A 16422-nucleotide genomic window follows, 5' to 3' on the forward strand; every position below is an offset into this window, starting at 1 on the left:
AGTTAGCCGGTGCTTCTTCTGCGGGTAACGTCAATCGACAAGGTTATTAACCTTATCGCCTTCCTCCCCGCTGAAAGTACTTTACAACCCGAAGGCCTTCTTCATACACGCGGCATGGCTGCATCAGGCTTGCGCCCATTGTGCAATATTCCCCACTGCTGCCTCCCGTAGGAGTCTGGACCGTGTCTCAGTTCCAGTGTGGCTGGTCATCCTCTCAGACCAGCTAGGGATCGTCGCCTAGGTGAGCCGTTACCCCACCTACTAGCTAATCCCATCTGGGCACATCTGATGGCAAGAGGCCCGAAGGTCCCCCTCTTTGGTCTTGCGACGTTATGCGGTATTAGCTACCGTTTCCAGTAGTTATCCCCCTCCATCAGGCAGTTTCCCAGACATTACTCACCCGTCCGCCACTCGTCACCCGAGAGCAAGCTCTCTGTGCTACCGTTCGACTTGCATGTGTTAGGCCTGCCGCCAGCGTTCAATCTGAGCCATGATCAAACTCTTCAATTTAAGTTTGATGCTCGTAGAATTAAACTTCGTAATGAATTACGTGTTCACTCTTTGAGACTTGGTATTCATTTTTCGTCCGAGGACGTTAAGAATCCATGTCACTTTGAGTGCCCACACAGATTGTCTGATAAATTGTTAAAGAGCAGTGCAACGCGGCTTTCGCTCACCGTTGCGAGGTGGCGTATATTACGCTTTCCTCTTTCAGAGTCAACCCGTTATTTCAGGATTTTTTCTCTTCAACCGACCCGGTTGTTTGTGAAGTGATTCACATCTGCCGTGTCAGTGGGAGCGCATTATAGGGAGTTATTCGGCGGTGACAAGCGGTAAAATGCAATTTTATTTCAACCGCTCACCTTTTATACATAACGCTTATTTTTGCTGCTTTTTGATAGCATCCGGCAGGTCTGCCAGGCTATTAAGTACCCAATCAGCGGCACTTTCGGCTTCTGGGGTCACCGGCTTGCCGGTGCGCACTAATACTTTCGTGCCGACATTGGCCGCCAGAGCTGCCTGCATATCTTCGACTTTATCGCCAACCATAAAGGAAGCCGCCATATCAATATGCAGATAGTCGCGCGCCGAAATCAGCATACCCGGATGCGGCTTGCGGCAGTCGCAGGTCTGGCGAAACTCTTCAACGGTTCCCTGCGGGTGGTGCGGACAATAATAGATACCATCCAGATCAACGCCGCGATCGGCCAGCGACCAGTCCATCCACTCCGTCAGCGTTTCAAACTGCTCTTCAGTAAACTTACCGCGGGCGATACCGGACTGGTTGGTCACCAGCACCAGCGCGTAGCCCATCTCCTTTAATTGACGCATTGCGTCAATGACGCCATCGATAAATTCAAAGTTGTCGATTTCATGGACATAGCCGTGATCGACGTTAATCGTGCCATCACGGTCAAGAAAAATTGCGGGTACTGACATTGCCACCGGTTTGCTCCTGATAAAGGCTAATGCGCGTAGTATCGCATGTTTCCGGACGCAAGAAAGTGCTCATTATACAGAGTCAGATTGATTTAGACGTCTGGATGCCTTAACATCCATTTCATTGACAGGCATCGCCTGGACACGGCAGAAGAAAATGCCACGGCAAACGGCTAAACGATAATAAATAACTGATGATTAAACTTTCGAATATTACCAAAGTGTTCCAGCAGGGAAATCGCAGCATACAGGCGCTGAACGATGTCAGCCTGCATGTCCCCGCCGGGCAAATTTATGGCGTCATCGGCGCTTCCGGCGCGGGTAAAAGTACGTTAATCCGCTGCGTTAACCTGCTCGAACGTCCAACGCAGGGCAGCGTACAGGTGGGCGGTCAGGAACTAACGGCGCTGTCAGAAAAAGAGCTCACTCGCGCTCGTCGCCAGATTGGCATGATCTTCCAGCACTTTAACCTGCTTGCCTCACGCACCGTATTCGGCAACGTGGCGTTGCCTCTGGAGCTGGATAATACGCCGAAAGATGAAATCAAGCGCCGGGTGACCGAGCTGCTCGATCTCGTCGGTCTGGGGGATAAACACGACAGCTATCCGGCAAATCTCTCCGGCGGTCAAAAACAGCGCGTGGCCATCGCCCGTGCGCTGGCGAGCAATCCAAAAGTCCTGCTCTGCGACGAAGCCACCAGCGCTCTGGACCCGGCCACTACGCGTTCAATTCTGGAACTGCTGAAAGATATCAACCGTCGCCTGGGCCTGACGATTTTGCTGATTACCCATGAAATGGATGTCGTCAAACGCATCTGCGATTGCGTTGCCGTTATCAGCAACGGCCAGCTGATTGAACAGGATACGGTGAGTGAGGTCTTCTCTCATCCCAAAACCCCACTGGCACAACAGTTTATTCAGTCAACGCTGCACCTTGATATCCCGGATGATTATCAGGCCCGCCTTAAACCTGAAGCGCTTCCCGATAGCGTGCCCATGCTGCGCATGGAGTTTACGGGTCACTCCGTTGATGCCCCGCTTCTTTCTGAGACTGCCCGTCGTTTTAATGTGAATAACAACATTATTAGCGCGCAGATGGATTACGCGGGCGGCGTGAAGTTCGGCATTATGCTCACTGAGATGCACGGCACGCAGGAAGATACCCAGGCCGCAATCGCCTGGCTACAGGAACACCATGTAAAAGTAGAGGTACTGGGATATGTCTGAACCAATGATTTGGCTGCTGGTTCGCGGCGTATGGGAAACGCTGGCCATGACGTTTGTCTCCGGCTTCTTCGGTTTTGTTCTCGGCCTGCCGGTCGGCGTGCTGCTGTACGTCACCCGTCCGGGGCAAATTGTCGCTAATGCGAAGCTCTACCGCACGCTTTCGGCGGTGGTGAATATTTTCCGCTCGATTCCTTTTATTATCCTGCTGGTGTGGATGATCCCATTCACTCGCGTGATCGTTGGCACGTCGATTGGCCTGCAGGCGGCTATCGTTCCGCTGACGGTCGGCGCCGCGCCGTTCATCGCCCGTATGGTGGAAAACGCCCTGCTGGAGATCCCCACCGGCCTTATCGAAGCATCCCGCGCCATGGGCGCAACGCCGATGCAGATCGTGCGTAAGGTTCTGCTGCCGGAAGCGCTGCCGGGCCTGGTGAATGCGGCAACCATCACGCTCATTACGCTGGTCGGCTATTCCGCGATGGGCGGCGCCGTGGGTGCCGGTGGTCTCGGGCAGATTGGCTATCAGTACGGTTATATCGGCTACAATGCAACGGTAATGAATACCGTACTGGTGCTGCTGGTTATTCTGGTGTACTTAATCCAATTCTCAGGCGATCGTATCGTCCGGGCTGTGACTCACAAATAACATTACACAATACAGAATCTTACAGGAAGGAAATAACATGGCCTTTAATTTCAAAACCTTTGCGGCAGTCGGCGCGTTAATCGGTTCTCTGGCTCTGGTGGGTTGCGGTCAGGACGAAAAAGATCCTAACCATATTAAAGTAGGCGTTATCGTCGGTGCGGAGCAGCAGGTTGCGGAAGTCGCGCAGAAAGTAGCAAAAGAAAAATACGGCCTTGATGTCGAACTGGTGACATTCAACGACTACGTTCTGCCGAACGAAGCGCTGAGCAAAGGTGATATCGACGTTAACGCCTTCCAGCATAAACCGTATCTTGACCAGCAAATCAAAGATCGCGGCTACAAGCTGGTTTCCGTAGGTAACTCTTTTGTTTACCCGATTGCGGGTTATTCGAAAAAAATCAAATCGCTGGACGAACTGCAGCCGGGCTCTCAGGTTGCGATTCCTAACGATCCCACCAACCTTGGCCGCTCTCTGCTGCTGCTGCAACAGGTTGGCCTGATCAAACTGAAAGAAGGCGTTGGTCTGCTGCCAACCTCTCTGGATATTATTGAAAACCCGAAAAACCTGAAAATTGTTGAGCTGGAAGCCCCGCAGCTGCCGCGCTCTCTGGATGATGCGCAAATCGCTCTGGCGGTTATCAATACTACCTATGCCAGCCAGATTGGCTTAACGCCGGCAAAAGACGGTATTTTCGTGGAAGGTAAAGAGTCTCCGTACGTGAACCTGATTGTCGCTCGCGAAGACAACAAAGATGCGGAAAATGTTAAGAAATTTGTTCAGGCCTATCAGAGTGATGAAGTTTACGAAGCGGCTAACAAAATCTTTAACGGCGGTGCGGTGAAAGGCTGGTAATCTTTTCTCAGCGTAATATCATTCAGGACGGGCTTTATGCCCGTCTTGTCATTTATGCAAGCACCTGATTCAATAGCGCCCTGTTTTATTATTTATTGAGGAAATACTATGCGTGCTTTACCGGTCTGTTTGTTAGCACTCATGTTAAGCGGTTGTTCTATGCTAAGCAGATCTCCCGTCGAGCCTGTACAAAGCACCGTAACCCCGCCTGCCAAATCGGAACCGGCAAAACCGAAAGCGACGCGTCCGGCCCCGGTAAGAATCTATACCGATGCAACAGAATTGGTGGGTAAACCTTTCCGCGAACTCGGCGAAGTCACCGGTGAATCATGCCAGGCCTCGAATCAAGACTCTCCGCCCAATATCCCGACGGCGCGCAAGCGCATGCAGATTAACGCTGCAAAAATGAAAGCCAATGCCGTGCTGCTGCACCGCTGCGAAGTGACCAGCGGAACTCCGGGCTGCTACCGCCAGGCCGTCTGCCTTGGTTCAGCGCTTAACGTTACGGCGCAATGAGTGATTTTCAGTTTGCGCAGATAGGCGTTATTCGCTCGCCCTATAAAGAAAAATTTGCCGTCCCCCGCCAGCCTGGGCTGGTTAAAAACGGCGGCGGCGAATTACATCTTCTGCCCCCCTATAACCAGGCCGATGCCGTACGTGGCCTGGAAAACTTCAGCCATCTGTGGATCCTGTTTGTGTTTCATCAGACCATGGAAGGCGGCTGGCGCCCGACCGTGCGCCCTCCCCGCCTCGGCGGTAATGCGCGGATGGGCGTTTTCGCCACCCGTTCGACCTTTCGCCCTAATCCAATCGGTATGTCGCTGGTCGAGCTAAAAGGTATTCGCTGCCAGAAAGAACACGTCGTTCTGGAACTCGGTAGTCTGGACCTGGTGGATGGTACGCCGGTCGTGGACATCAAACCTTACCTGCCCTTTGCCGAAGCGCTGCCGGAAGCCAGCGCGAGCTACGCGCAGCAGGCACCGCAGGCGGAAGTGGCGGTGAGCTTCACGCCCGAAACAGAAGCCCGGCTTTTAGAACTGGAAAAGCGCTATCCCCGACTTAAGGTGTTTATTAGCGAAGTTCTGGCGCAAGATCCGCGCCCGGCATATCGTAAAGAAGAAGACCCGGGAAAGACCTACGCCGTCTGGCTGCTGGATTTTAACGTGCGCTGGCGGGTGATTTCGTCCGGTTTTGAAGTCTTTTCTCTCGAACCACGCTAATTTTATTTTCCTCTCTTTTGGCATCTTTGCCACACTGGTAAACTAAACCACTTTTTTGTGTCAGGCTGGCTCCCAGCCTGTATCGATCGTCCAAATGGAACCGTAACAACATGCGTACTAGCCAATACCTGCTCTCCACTCTGAAGGAGACACCTGCCGACGCCGAGGTTATCAGCCATCAGCTGATGCTGCGCGCCGGGATGATCCGCAAGCTGGCCTCCGGGTTATATACCTGGCTGCCGACCGGCGTGCGCGTCCTGAAAAAAGTCGAAAACATCGTGCGTGAAGAGATGAACAACGCCGGTGCAATCGAGGTGTTAATGCCGGTAGTTCAGCCCTCTGAGCTGTGGCAAGAGAGTGGTCGCTGGGAACAGTACGGCCCGGAACTGCTGCGTATTGCTGACCGTGGCGAACGTCCGTTCGTACTCGGCCCGACTCATGAAGAAGTGATCACCGACCTGATTCGTAACGAGCTGAGCTCTTACAAACAGCTGCCGCTGAACTTCTATCAGATTCAGACCAAATTCCGTGACGAAGTGCGCCCGCGTTTCGGCGTGATGCGTTCCCGTGAATTCCTGATGAAAGATGCTTACTCTTTCCATACCTCCCAGGAATCTCTGCAGGAAACCTACGACGCGATGTACGCCGCGTACAGCAAAATCTTCAGCCGTATGGGCCTGGATTTCCGTGCGGTACAGGCTGACACCGGTTCTATCGGCGGTAGCGCATCTCACGAATTCCAGGTGCTGGCGCAGAGCGGCGAAGATGACGTGATCTTCTCTGACTCTTCCGACTACGCGGCCAATATTGAGTTCGCCGAAGCCGTTGCGCCGAAAGAGCCGCGCGCGGCCGCCACTCAGGAAATGACGCTGGTCGATACGCCGAACGCCAAAACCATCGCCGAGCTGGTTGAGCAGTTCAATCTGCCGATTGAGAAAACGGTGAAAACCCTGCTGGTCAAAGCGGTAGAAGACAGCAAGTCTCCGCTGATTGCCCTGCTGGTTCGCGGCGATCATGAGCTGAACGAAGTGAAAGCGGAAAAACTGCCGCAGGTCGCCAGCCCGCTGACCTTCGCCACCGAAGAAGAGATCCGCGCGCTGGTGCAGGCGGGTCCTGGTTCTCTGGGCCCGGTTAATATGCCCATTCCGGTGATTATTGACCGTACCGTTGCCGCAATGAGCGATTTCGCCGCGGGCGCGAACATCGACGGGAAACACTACTTCGGCATCAACTGGGATCGCGACGTCGCCACCCCTGAAGTGGCTGATATCCGTAACGTCGTGGCGGGTGACCCGAGCCCGGACGGTAAAGGTACGCTGCTGATTAAACGCGGTATCGAAGTGGGCCACATCTTCCAGCTGGGTACCAAGTACTCTGAAGCGATGAAAGCCTCCGTACAGGGCGAAGATGGCCGTAACCAGATCCTGACGATGGGCTGCTACGGTATCGGTGTGACGCGCGTGGTGGCGGCCGCCATTGAGCAGAACTTTGACGATCGCGGGATTCTGTGGCCGGAAGCTATCGCCCCGTTCCAGGTTGCGATTCTGCCGATGAACATGCATAAATCCTACCGCGTGCAGGAGCTGGCCGAGAAGCTGTACGCAGAGCTGAGCGCGCTGGGTATCGACGTGCTGATGGACGACCGTAAAGAGCGTCCGGGCGTGATGTTCGCCGATATGGAGCTTATCGGTATTCCGCACACCATCGTGCTGGGCGACCGTAACCTCGACAACAACGATATCGAATATAAATATCGTCGCAGCGGCGAGAAGCAGCTGATTAAAACCGGCGATATCGTGAATTACCTGGTACAACAAATTAAAGGTTAACGCCAAAAGAGGCTCTGGTTTCAGAGCCTCTTTTTTACAAGGATTGTAATCATGGCTAAACAACGGGCAAATTATGTCCTGCTTTTTCCCGCATTGTTTTTACTTTCGGCCTGCACGGTAGACGTCAGCCGGTCCGCGCCTTCCGCTTCCGCTATTAAGCCACCATCGCAGCAATGGGCAGTTAAACTTCAGCGCCAGAGCTCGGTGGCTAATAACACGCTGACTGAAATTAACGCACAAGACCTGCTCCCCGGCGATCTCCTTTTCTCTTCCAGCATTGGCGTGACGTCCCTGGGGATTCGTGCTTTTAGCACATCGTCCGTTAGCCATGTTGCTATCTATATCGGTGATAACCAGGTTGCAGAAGCAACCGGCGCTGGGGTGCAGATTATTCCGCTCCAGCAAGCAATGCAGCACAGCGATAAGCTGTTTGCCCTAAGAGCGCCTGACCTCACGCCGCAACAGGCCGCAGGCATTAAAAATTTCGCCTATAAAAACAGAAACAGCGGCTATAACTATCGCGGCATCATTGAATTTGTGCCCTTTATGGTAACCAAACAGCTCTGCTCCCTGAATCCCTTTTCGAAAGATTTCCGCCAGCAGTGCGTGAATGGCCTGGCCAAAGCGCAGCTTAGCGATGCCGTTTCCGGGGACAAAAAAATGTGGTTTTGTTCTGAGTTTGTCAGCGATGCCTTCGCGAAGGCCGGACACCCGCTGACCCTGGCTCAACCGGGCTGGATTAGCCCATCAGACCTGCTTCATATGCGTGAGGGGGACGTGGCAAACTTTAAGCCCGAAACACAATTGCAGTATATCGGGCATCTTAAATTGGGAATTTATATCAAGACAAGCCGTCTCGTAGGACTCAATTAACTAACGAGAATTGCAGTCTTCTTTTTGATAAAACTTGCCTGGTGAATCCACCGCCAGAACTTTAACCGGCGCTCCCGAATCCGGATTCGCTTCCAGCGTAAAGTGCCCCTCGACCACCAGCAGCACCGGGCGAGTATCCGTTCCGCGCGCCGCGGCATAATCACGCTCGAGCTGCGCGTTATTCGCGACTGCCACTCGCTTGCCGGTTGCGCAATCGGTAAAGGTCGCGGCATCCGCCATATAGAAGTACATTCCGCGCATCGCCATTGGCGTGATGGGCAGGCTGGCTTTGACTGACTCAAGCGTATAGTTCAGCGTAGACTCGATGGGATTACCGTCGCGATCGAGCATTTCCAGCTTGTCGCCCTTCGCCCGATAGTAAGACTTCTCGCCTTTGCTGTCGGTCAGCACCAGCTTATCGGCCGTGCGCGCCCAGGTGCCATAGGAAGCAAAGGAGGAAGGCTCGCGACTGACGCCCTGATACCGCTCGTTCATCACCCAAGTGCCGTCTTTCTCAAGAAAGAGCGAAGTTTCGATGCCTTCGCAGTCGGCACACGGCAGCATGCCGCGCCAGCTCTGCTGCATCGGCTTTAGCTCTTCCATCGGCGCCGGTTGTAGCGTGTCCATCTCCGCGCGATGGTTACAGCCGAATAGGGCAAAAAGCGAGCATGCCGCCACGACTGAAAATACGATTTTCTTCACTGTAAATTCCTTATTATCCATTCCACCGGTTCGCCATGCCTTTAAGGACGAACTTTCCCACGCAGCGCCTTAACTGAGGATTTTTGCGCCTTTGAGGCAAGCCGGCGCTCTTTTGACGCTCTGGTCGGTCGCGTCTCCCGGCGGTGCTTCTGCACTGCGGTTAATTCTTGTATTAAGGCAACCAGACGCGCAATCGCCGCTTCGCGATTCATCTCCTGGCTGCGATATTCTTGAGCCTTAATGATAACCACACCCTCGGCAGAAATTAAGTGATGGCTGGAGGTAAGCAGACGTTCCTTATAATACTCAGGCAGGCTCGATGCCTTAATATCAAAGCGCAAATGGATAGCCGTCGATGCTTTATTGACATGCTGACCGCCCGCCCCCTGGGCACGTATCCCGGAAAGTGAGACCTCGTCATCCGCAATCGCCACGCTGCGGCTAATCGTAATCATGCGGATGTTTGCCAGGCCGTTAAATGAATTTCCAGATTATTCTTAGCGTCAGATAACCAGATAGCGCCATCCTGGATAGTCGCCTGTAGCGACATTGTCCGATCGGCAAAAGCACTGAGCTGCGCCAGCTGAGTATCATCTAAATACCATACGGTTAGCTTTGAAAACTGTGCCATTTTGCTTTTATTTTGCTGCCACCAGATTTCTGCCGCCCGGCTATTATAGGCAAACAGCGCCACCTCTTGCGCCCGCGAACAGGCTTTTTTAATCCGCCGTTCGTCCGGCAGCCCCAGTTCAATCCATAGATCAACGCCCAGATGATCGTTTAGCAGCCAGAGTTCAGCTTCATCATCGGAAGACAGACCGCGGGTAAACTGCAGACGCTCGTCGGCGTATTTCATCCACGCCAGCAGGCGCAGCATCATGCGCTCCTGGGTTTCTGACGGATGCTGGGCAAGCGTCAAACTGGCATCCAGAAACTGGTTGCGGTCCAGGTCGGCCACGTTCACCGTCGCTTTATAAATCGTCGCTTTCAGCGCCATGAGGAAACTCCTGATAAAAATGGCGTTCATTGTAGCGAAACTGGCGGCAAAAGGCTGTCAGCAATCGCAGGATCCCCTTTCATCCTGCTGATATTGCTTAAATGACTATGGTATAGTCACCTTGCTAAACAGAGTTTATCTTCGTAGGCTTAAACTTACATCCCACGGTTAAGTCAGAACGCTGACAGGAGGGCATGTGGACAAATATTGTGAGTTAATACGCAAGCGGTATGCGGAAATAGCCAGCGGGGACCTTGGGTATATCCCGGATGCGCTAGGTTGCGTGTTGAAAGTATTGAATGAGGTTGCGGCGGATCAGGCCCTTGCTGAGTCAGTCAGGGAAAAGGCCGCATATGCGGCGGCAAACTTACTGGTGAGCGATTATGTCAATGAATGATACTTATCAACCCATCAATTGCGATGATTATGACAACCTCGAACTTGCCTGTCAGCACCATCTGGTCCTGGCGCTGGAGCTCAAAGATGGCGAACAGCTGCAAGCGAAGGCCAACGATCTTATCTCGCGCAAAAATATCGAGTATCTCGTCGTGGAGCTCGCCGGTGATGTCCGCGAACTGCGCCTGGATAAAATCGCCAGCTTCAGCCATCCGGAAATCGGTACGGTAGTGGTCAGCGAGTCCTGAAGCAAAACGGGTGGCTCAGCCGCCCGTTTTCATCCACATCATCTGCACGCCTTCACCTTCCTGAACTTTCCCATCGACGGTAATAAACAGACCATCGGCTGCAGCGATAAGCGTTTCGCCGTAAAACAGCAGCGGCGTGGTATCGCGCCGCCAGGGCGCAACGTTGAGCTCCTGCCAGATTTTCTTCAGCTTGCGGCCGCCCTGGCGACCGACGATATGCAGATTACCGCTGGCGCGAAAACGAATAGTGACCGCTTCATCCTGGCGCGGGCCGCGTAACGGGCCGCCGGCCAGGAGCTTCAGTTCGCCAAGGCCGTCGGGTAACGGCAGCGGCCTGGCAATATCGCGCCACGCCAGCACCGTCTCGCTCTGTCCGGGGAGATATTTCACCCAGTGCAGCCGTTGCTGATAGCGACGAACGGCGAAGTGGCCAAGGCGCAGGCAGGGATACGCATCCTCGCGCGCCATCGCCACTTCACGCCAGATACGCTCCGGCATCTCGCGCGAAGGCATCGGCGCATTGAGCCCAGCCAGCCAGCGGCGCAGCAGCGCGGCCCGACGCGGCGCGCTCATGGCCGCCAACGGTTCGATAGTCAACGCGCCATCCTCCGCCACCAGCGTTGCCAGCTCCGCAGCGAGCATTTCATCCAGCAGCTGTTCCTGCTCGCCGCACAGGCTGGCGCTGCGCGCTACGGCCTCGGCGAAGTGCGGCCAGCGAGCGTTAAGCAGCGGAACAATTCGCAGGCGGAGAAAATTGCGATCGTAGGCGTCGTCCTGGTTACTTTCGTCTTCAATCCAGCTGAGCTGATGGGCTATCGCCCACCGGTGCAGGGAGTCGCGGCTTTCGTTAAGCAGCGGACGCAGCAGTTTCGTCCCGGCAAAATCGGACTCGCCGGCCATCGCCGAAAGCCCGGTTGGGCCGCTCCCCCGCTTAAGCGCCAACAGAAAGGTTTCACACTGGTCGTCAAGATGCTGTGCCGTCACCAGCACTTCGCCGGGTAATAGCGCCGAACGGAAAGCCTGATAGCGCGCCTGACGCGCGTGGGCCTCAATCCCCAGCCCCTCATCGGCGAGCGCCACCCGTTCAACCAAAAGCGGTACCTGCCACTGCTGGCATATTTGTCGGCAGTGCGCCACCCAATCGTCGGCGTTCGCGCTGAGGCCGTGGTGTATATGCATCGCCCGCAGCTGAACGGTAGGATCCTGTTCGCGCCAGCAAACCAGGCGATACAGGAGCACGCTCGAATCCAGCCCGCCGCTAAAGGCCACTAAAAAATGGCGGTGCGGCTGTAGCGTTTGCGCCATGTCTGGGATCATCATCATGAGAGTACTAACTGAGGAAAGCGTGTCCGGCACGTTACCCGGCAGAACACGCTCTGACAAGAATTACTGCTGATAAATCTCCAGCGGTAGCCCGTCCGGATCGTTAAAAAAGGTGAATCGTTTACCGGTGAAGGGGTCGATACGAACGCCTTCACAGGCCACGCCGTGGGCCTCAAGATGCGCAACGGCGGCATCGACATCATCAACGCTAAACGCCAGATGGCGCAGCCCGCAGGCTTCGGGGCGGCTCGGACGCGCAGGAGGAAACGGGAATGAAAAGAGTTCAATAACATATTCGCCATTTAGCGCCAGATCGCCCTTCCATGAATCGCGCTCCTGGCGATAGAACTCGCCCTGCAGGGTGAACCCCAGAATGTCGCAGTAGAAGGCTTTACTCTTCGCATAATCCGTCGCAATGATGGCGATATGGTGAACCCGTTTTAAACCCAGCATGGTACAACTCCTCCAGTTGAAGCCAACAAAGTTACTCGTTCAGTTCGTGAGTGCGCAAGCGCTTAGTCATTTTTTAAGACTCGAACCCAGTACACGCCGTCTTCATCGCGTTTCGCGCCGTGGATATCGGTTTCGAAACCCGGATAGTGGCGGCCGATGGAGCACAGCATAAGCAGGAAATTGAGCACCGCGCGGCTCTCTTCGGCGATCATCTCGCCGGGCATCAGCAGCGGCACGCCGGGCGGGTACGGTAGGATCATATTCGCTGAAATACGCCCGACCAGATTCTCCAGTTCAATGGTTTCCACTTCGCCTTTAATCTGCCGCTGCCAGGCCTGATGCGGCGTCATTTTCATCTCCGGCAGGACGTCGAAAGCGCTAAGCATCAGCTGCGAGAGCTGGTGCTGGCGAATCAGACGATGAATACCCTGAGCCAGATCCTGAATACGCATGTTGCGGTAAAAATCCGGATCTTCGGCGTACAGATCCGGCAGCATGTTTTTCACCCGTAAATTGAGATCGTAAGCGCGTTTGAACTCGGTCAATCCGCGCAGCAGCCCCATCGCCCGGGTTTTATCTATACCGATACTGAACAGGAACAGCAGGTTGTACGGCCCGGTTTTTTCTACCACCACGCCGCGCTCATCAAGGAACTTCGCCACCAGCGCGGCCGGAATGCCTTCGCTATCCATGTTGCCCTGCTCGTCCATACCGGGCGTCAGAATGGTGACTTTCACCGGATCGAGGAACATATGGTCGTCATCGGCGTCCTGAAAGCCATGCCACCTTTCTCCGGGTGAAACCGGCCAGCACTGCGCTTCCCCCACCTCTTCCGGCTGCCAGATATCAAAAAACCAGCCGTCAGACTCTTCGCGCAACCGCTGCACCTCTTTACGAAAATCCAGCGCCCGCTCAATCGAACGCTGAATCAGTCGTCTGCCGGAGTTGCCGCGCAGCATGGCGGCAGCCGTCTCAATGGAGGCAACGATCGGGTAGCTCGGGGAGGTCGAGGTGTGCATCATAAAGGCTTCATTGAAGGTATCCTCATCATAGCTGCCTTTAATATGAATCAGCGAAGCCTGCGATAGCGCGGCCAGCATTTTATGCGTCGACTGCGTTTCAAAGATCACTTTCCCCGCAATGCGATCGCCGCTCATCCCGCTTTTACCCTGATAGATCGGATGAAAATGGGTATAGGGCACCCAGGCGGAATCAAAGTGGATTGACGGTACGTCGAGGGTCTCTTTGATCCAGGTGGTGTTATACAGCAGTCCGTCATAGGTGGAGTTGGTGATCACCGCATGCACAGGCCACCCGGTGCCGCCTGTCGCATTAACCTTTTGCTGAATACTGTCGCGGGTAAATTCGCGCTTGGGTATGCCGCCGAGGATCCCTAGCGCATTGCGCGTCGGCTTTAGCCACAGCGGCACCACGTCGCTCATCATCAGTAAATGAGCCAACGATTTATGGCAGTTGCGATCGATAAGCAGGGTGCTGCCCGCCGGAGCAGAATACATACCGACAATCTTATTCGACGTCGAGGTTCCGTTGGTCACCATATAGCTCTGTTCGGCGCCGAATGCGCGGGCAATATACTCTTCCGCCTCCAGATGCGGACCGCTATGATCGAGCAGCGATCCCAGCTCCGTCACGGAAATAGAGACGTCGGCCTTTAGGGTATTCCCGCCAAAGAAATCATAAAACAGACAGCCCACCGGACTTTTTTGATATGCCGAGCCGCCCATATGCCCGGGGGTACAGAAAGTATATTTCCCCTCCTGCACATAGTTGAACAAGGCTTTGGTAAACGGCGGGGTTATGTTGTCGAGGTATTCGCGGGTGTATTGACCGATGCGGGTAGCGATCTCTTCCGCCAGCCCCAGCGCGTATTCAAAGAACCATAGCGTCATGCGCAGGTCCTGGCTGCTGACGTCCATCGTCGAATGGGCGTTGATAAATGCGTACAGCGGTAGATATTCATTTAAGCAATTAATATCGCTGCACAGATCAACGCTGTATTCATCCCAGTCAAAAATAACCCCGCAGATCCGCGGATTATGCTCGATAAATTGCAAAAGATCGGCGCTATTTTGCGGCCAGATGGTCTGGAAACCTTGCCGTTGCAGGGCGGCTTCCAGTTCTTTGATCGGTTCGTCTTTATAATAGACGCCGTGGGGACCCATGATCGCAATGATATTCACGCTTTCCTCCTGAATTTACCTAAGGAAAGCATCATATCACCCCGCCAGCGCTAAGCACTGGCGGATTTATCTCTATTACAGCGCTTTCCACGCATCGCCCCAGGCAATGCCTGCGCCGGGCTCATAGTAGGTCGGCGCCACGTTGCACCACGCCCCTTCAGGTAGCGGTTTACACTGATACAGCGCGCCGTGGTTATTAACGATATCGCCCGCTTTCCAGGTCTGGGTACTGCTCCAGGAAGGATAGCTGATGGTGTCGCTGTCTTTGCCATCGGTCGTTTCATCCGCAGCAGCAGCTTTAGCCTTCACGTTCAGGGTGTACGTTGCCGTGCTGGATAAGGTCCCGTCGCTTACCGTCAGGCTCACCACATATTGCGCATCGCGATCTTTTTCCGGAGCGGTAAAGGTGATAACGGCTTTATCCTGTCCGCTGATAGTCTGACCGTCCTGCGACATCCAGGTATAGGTGAGCTTATCGCCATTCGCATCGGTAGAGCCCTCCGCGCTCAGGGAAACCCTGGCGCCCGCTTCGATAGCGCCAATCGGACCGGCGATACGCGCAACCGGCGCCACGTTAGTTTCCTGCGCAGGCGTGGTATCGTCAGGCGTCGCCGGGGTAGTATCCTCGGCCTGGCCGGTATCGTCGATGATATTGACGTTGAAGTGGCTCTGGACGCACTTCGCATAGTCACCTTGTTTAAAGGCGCTATACGGCGTCTGGTAGCCCACCAGCTGGCAGGCGTTAGTCTTGCCGTCAGCGGTGTCCGGGCTCCATCCCCAATCCTCTTCCCAGTAAATCGGTAACGCGCCCGCGCCGCCTTCATCGAACTGCTTCATATTCTTACAGCCGAGAACTTCATCATCAGCAATCGGCACTTTCAGGTAGTTTGCGAACTCTTTGTAGTAGGCAATACGGTTCAGAGACTGCGCGTTCTCTTCCGCCCCGCCGCACTCGACGCCGCCGTTGATAATTTGAATGGTGACCCCAAAGCCTTCAACCAGGCCATTCGCTTTATCATGATCGTTTGGTACCCAGGTTCCGTCGATGACGTGCAGCATAGAGGGCTTCGGCGGCTGCGGGTAAACGAAGAAGAACACCGCGCTCGCCAGGTTCATCCAGGTATCCGCCACCCGCTCCGGTTTATCCAGCAGAGGACGAACGTCGCCATCGTACATGGCATCGGAGAACGGGCCGTAGTTGTAGTTATAGGAGAGCTGTTTTGCGCCGCGGCCAAAGTAGCTCAGGTAGTCGCCGTCTTTATCTTTACCGCAGGGCCAGGTCTGCCCCTGCCAGATATCCGGGTTACACTCCCCGTTGTAGCCGCCTTTCTGACCTTCAACCCAGCCCACTTCACGGAGATAAACCAGCGCCTGGCGCCACTCGGGAATATCGCGCCAGCTTTCGTGGCCGCCGGTTTCCTGAGCAAAGTGGGCAAACATGGTTGCCAGAGATTTACGGCATATGGCATCGCTATCGCGTCCGTCGGTATAGGTCCCGCAAACCGCAGGGAATTTACCAATAGCTTTCAGAAAGTTAGAGTAGGTATATTCTGCCGCGCGCATCGGGAACAGATATTCCCAATCCTTTTCGGACAGAATGCTTTCCACGCGCTTCACGTTTGCCGGGTTAGTCGCCAGACCCGGCTCGATTTTTTCAACTTCGCTGTTCGGCAGCGTTTGAATCGATGATTTTACCGATGTCATGAGCGGAAAGTCGGTTAAGGCTTTTTCTTTCGCGGCCAGGTCACTCGCCTTGATGGTTGTCGCTTCCGTTGCGCCAAGCAACGGTGTGGCCTGTGCGGCCCCCAGGCTTAACATGATCCCTGCGGCCACGGCGCTTAATGCGACGGTTTTGTGCAATGCCATAGTATTTCTCCTTTATCCTTGTTAACGGCCTGCCGGGTCGCAATCCCTGGCAGTTGCTGCAGTTTCAGGAGAGATCGGCATCATCGGCTAATCACAATTGCTCTTATTCATCTCATCTCGTCTCAGTAAACAACACATAAAAAAAGGGC

Annotated in this window: 17 protein-coding genes and 1 rRNA gene; 9 read left to right on the forward strand and 9 right to left on the reverse strand. The window is 54.5% G+C overall.

Features of this window, described 5'->3' with window-relative positions; translation table 11 throughout:
* Both ABLU96_RS01935 and gmhB read right to left on the reverse strand, forming a co-directional pair.
* Positions 1 to 510 (reverse strand): 16S ribosomal RNA (locus tag ABLU96_RS01935); the annotation flags it as partial.
* Between the two features lie 369 nt (positions 511 to 879).
* Complete coding sequence (gene gmhB / locus ABLU96_RS01940) at positions 880 to 1446, reverse strand: D-glycero-beta-D-manno-heptose 1,7-bisphosphate 7-phosphatase (RefSeq protein ID WP_014837457.1); 567 nt, start codon at positions 1444 to 1446, stop codon at positions 880 to 882.
* Positions 1447 to 1634: 188 nt separating this feature from the next.
* Between gmhB and metN the strand changes: the two genes are divergently transcribed.
* The 7 genes from metN to ABLU96_RS01975 all read left to right on the forward strand — a co-directional run bounded on the left by metN (position 1635) and on the right by ABLU96_RS01975 (position 8087).
* Positions 1635 to 2666 (forward strand): methionine ABC transporter ATP-binding protein MetN, encoded by a 1032-nt coding sequence (metN, locus tag ABLU96_RS01945; protein ID WP_004098793.1) that lies wholly within the window; start codon positions 1635 to 1637, stop codon positions 2664 to 2666.
* Complete coding sequence (locus ABLU96_RS01950; RefSeq protein WP_004098792.1) at positions 2659 to 3312, forward strand: methionine ABC transporter permease MetI; 654 nt, start codon at positions 2659 to 2661, stop codon at positions 3310 to 3312. Before metN ends, ABLU96_RS01950 begins: the two co-directional genes overlap by 8 nt.
* Before the next feature lie 37 nt (positions 3313 to 3349).
* Complete coding sequence (gene metQ, locus ABLU96_RS01955; protein ID WP_004098791.1) at positions 3350 to 4165, forward strand: methionine ABC transporter substrate-binding lipoprotein MetQ; 816 nt, start codon at positions 3350 to 3352, stop codon at positions 4163 to 4165.
* A gap of 108 nt (positions 4166 to 4273) precedes the next feature.
* Positions 4274 to 4681 carry an Rcs stress response system protein RcsF gene (gene rcsF, locus ABLU96_RS01960; protein WP_004098790.1) on the forward strand — a complete coding sequence of 136 codons (408 nt, stop codon included), beginning with the start codon at positions 4274 to 4276 and terminating at the stop codon, positions 4679 to 4681.
* The gene (tsaA, locus tag ABLU96_RS01965; RefSeq protein WP_032748069.1) at positions 4678 to 5385 is read left to right on the forward strand and encodes a tRNA (N6-threonylcarbamoyladenosine(37)-N6)-methyltransferase TrmO; all 708 of its coding nucleotides are present in this window, start codon (positions 4678 to 4680) and stop codon (positions 5383 to 5385) included. The genes rcsF and tsaA overlap by 4 nt, the downstream gene beginning before the upstream one ends.
* A gap of 110 nt (positions 5386 to 5495) precedes the next feature.
* Positions 5496 to 7214: a proline--tRNA ligase gene (gene proS / locus ABLU96_RS01970; RefSeq protein ID WP_064405725.1), complete on the forward strand. Its 1719-nt coding sequence runs from the start codon at positions 5496 to 5498 to the stop codon at positions 7212 to 7214.
* Positions 7215 to 7265: 51 nt separating this feature from the next.
* Positions 7266 to 8087 (forward strand): YaeF family permuted papain-like enzyme, encoded by an 822-nt coding sequence (locus tag ABLU96_RS01975; RefSeq protein ID WP_047724396.1) that lies wholly within the window; start codon positions 7266 to 7268, stop codon positions 8085 to 8087.
* Here ABLU96_RS01975 and nlpE read toward each other — a convergent pair whose 3' ends face one another.
* The 3 genes from nlpE to ABLU96_RS01990 are packed head-to-tail and all read right to left on the reverse strand — an operon-like array spanning position 8088 to position 9786.
* Positions 8088 to 8789: an envelope stress response activation lipoprotein NlpE gene (gene nlpE / locus ABLU96_RS01980; protein ID WP_285196300.1), complete on the reverse strand. Its 702-nt coding sequence runs from the start codon at positions 8787 to 8789 to the stop codon at positions 8088 to 8090.
* A 41-nt stretch (positions 8790 to 8830) separates the two neighbouring features.
* Positions 8831 to 9244 (reverse strand): alternative ribosome rescue aminoacyl-tRNA hydrolase ArfB, encoded by a 414-nt coding sequence (arfB, locus tag ABLU96_RS01985; RefSeq protein WP_025107391.1) that lies wholly within the window; start codon positions 9242 to 9244, stop codon positions 8831 to 8833.
* Positions 9241 to 9786 carry a YaeQ family protein gene (locus tag ABLU96_RS01990; protein WP_004098780.1) on the reverse strand — a complete coding sequence of 182 codons (546 nt, stop codon included), beginning with the start codon at positions 9784 to 9786 and terminating at the stop codon, positions 9241 to 9243. The genes arfB and ABLU96_RS01990 overlap by 4 nt, the downstream gene beginning before the upstream one ends.
* Before the next feature lie 196 nt (positions 9787 to 9982).
* On the opposite strand from ABLU96_RS01990, the gene ABLU96_RS01995 reads away from it, so the two are divergent.
* Both ABLU96_RS01995 and rof read left to right on the forward strand, forming a co-directional pair.
* Positions 9983 to 10183, forward strand: coding sequence for a YaeP family protein (locus ABLU96_RS01995; RefSeq protein ID WP_004098778.1), 201 nt, complete (start codon positions 9983 to 9985; stop codon positions 10181 to 10183).
* Positions 10170 to 10430, forward strand: coding sequence for a Rho-binding antiterminator (gene rof / locus ABLU96_RS02000; protein WP_004098776.1), 261 nt, complete (start codon positions 10170 to 10172; stop codon positions 10428 to 10430). The genes ABLU96_RS01995 and rof overlap by 14 nt, the downstream gene beginning before the upstream one ends.
* 15 nt (positions 10431 to 10445) lie before the next feature.
* Here the strand turns inward: rof and tilS are convergent, their stop codons facing one another.
* The 4 genes from tilS to ABLU96_RS02020 all read right to left on the reverse strand — a co-directional run bounded on the left by tilS (position 10446) and on the right by ABLU96_RS02020 (position 16273).
* Positions 10446 to 11747 (reverse strand): tRNA lysidine(34) synthetase TilS, encoded by a 1302-nt coding sequence (gene tilS / locus ABLU96_RS02005; protein WP_047725170.1) that lies wholly within the window; start codon positions 11745 to 11747, stop codon positions 10446 to 10448.
* Positions 11748 to 11816: 69 nt separating this feature from the next.
* Positions 11817 to 12206, reverse strand: coding sequence for a VOC family protein (locus ABLU96_RS02010; protein ID WP_004098774.1), 390 nt, complete (start codon positions 12204 to 12206; stop codon positions 11817 to 11819).
* Between the two features lie 62 nt (positions 12207 to 12268).
* On the reverse strand, positions 12269 to 14407 hold the full coding sequence (locus ABLU96_RS02015) for a lysine decarboxylase LdcC (RefSeq protein ID WP_348862299.1): 2139 nt from the start codon (positions 14405 to 14407) through the stop codon (positions 12269 to 12271).
* Positions 14408 to 14482: 75 nt separating this feature from the next.
* A complete protein-coding gene (locus tag ABLU96_RS02020) occupies positions 14483 to 16273 on the reverse strand; it encodes a chitinase (protein WP_014228007.1) in 1791 nt (596 codons plus the stop codon).
* Between the last annotated feature and the right edge of the window lie 149 nt (positions 16274 to 16422).

Origin of the sequence: Klebsiella sp. CN_Kp106 (assembly GCF_040064575.1) — a bacterium.
Classification (GTDB): domain Bacteria; phylum Pseudomonadota; class Gammaproteobacteria; order Enterobacterales; family Enterobacteriaceae; genus Klebsiella; species Klebsiella michiganensis.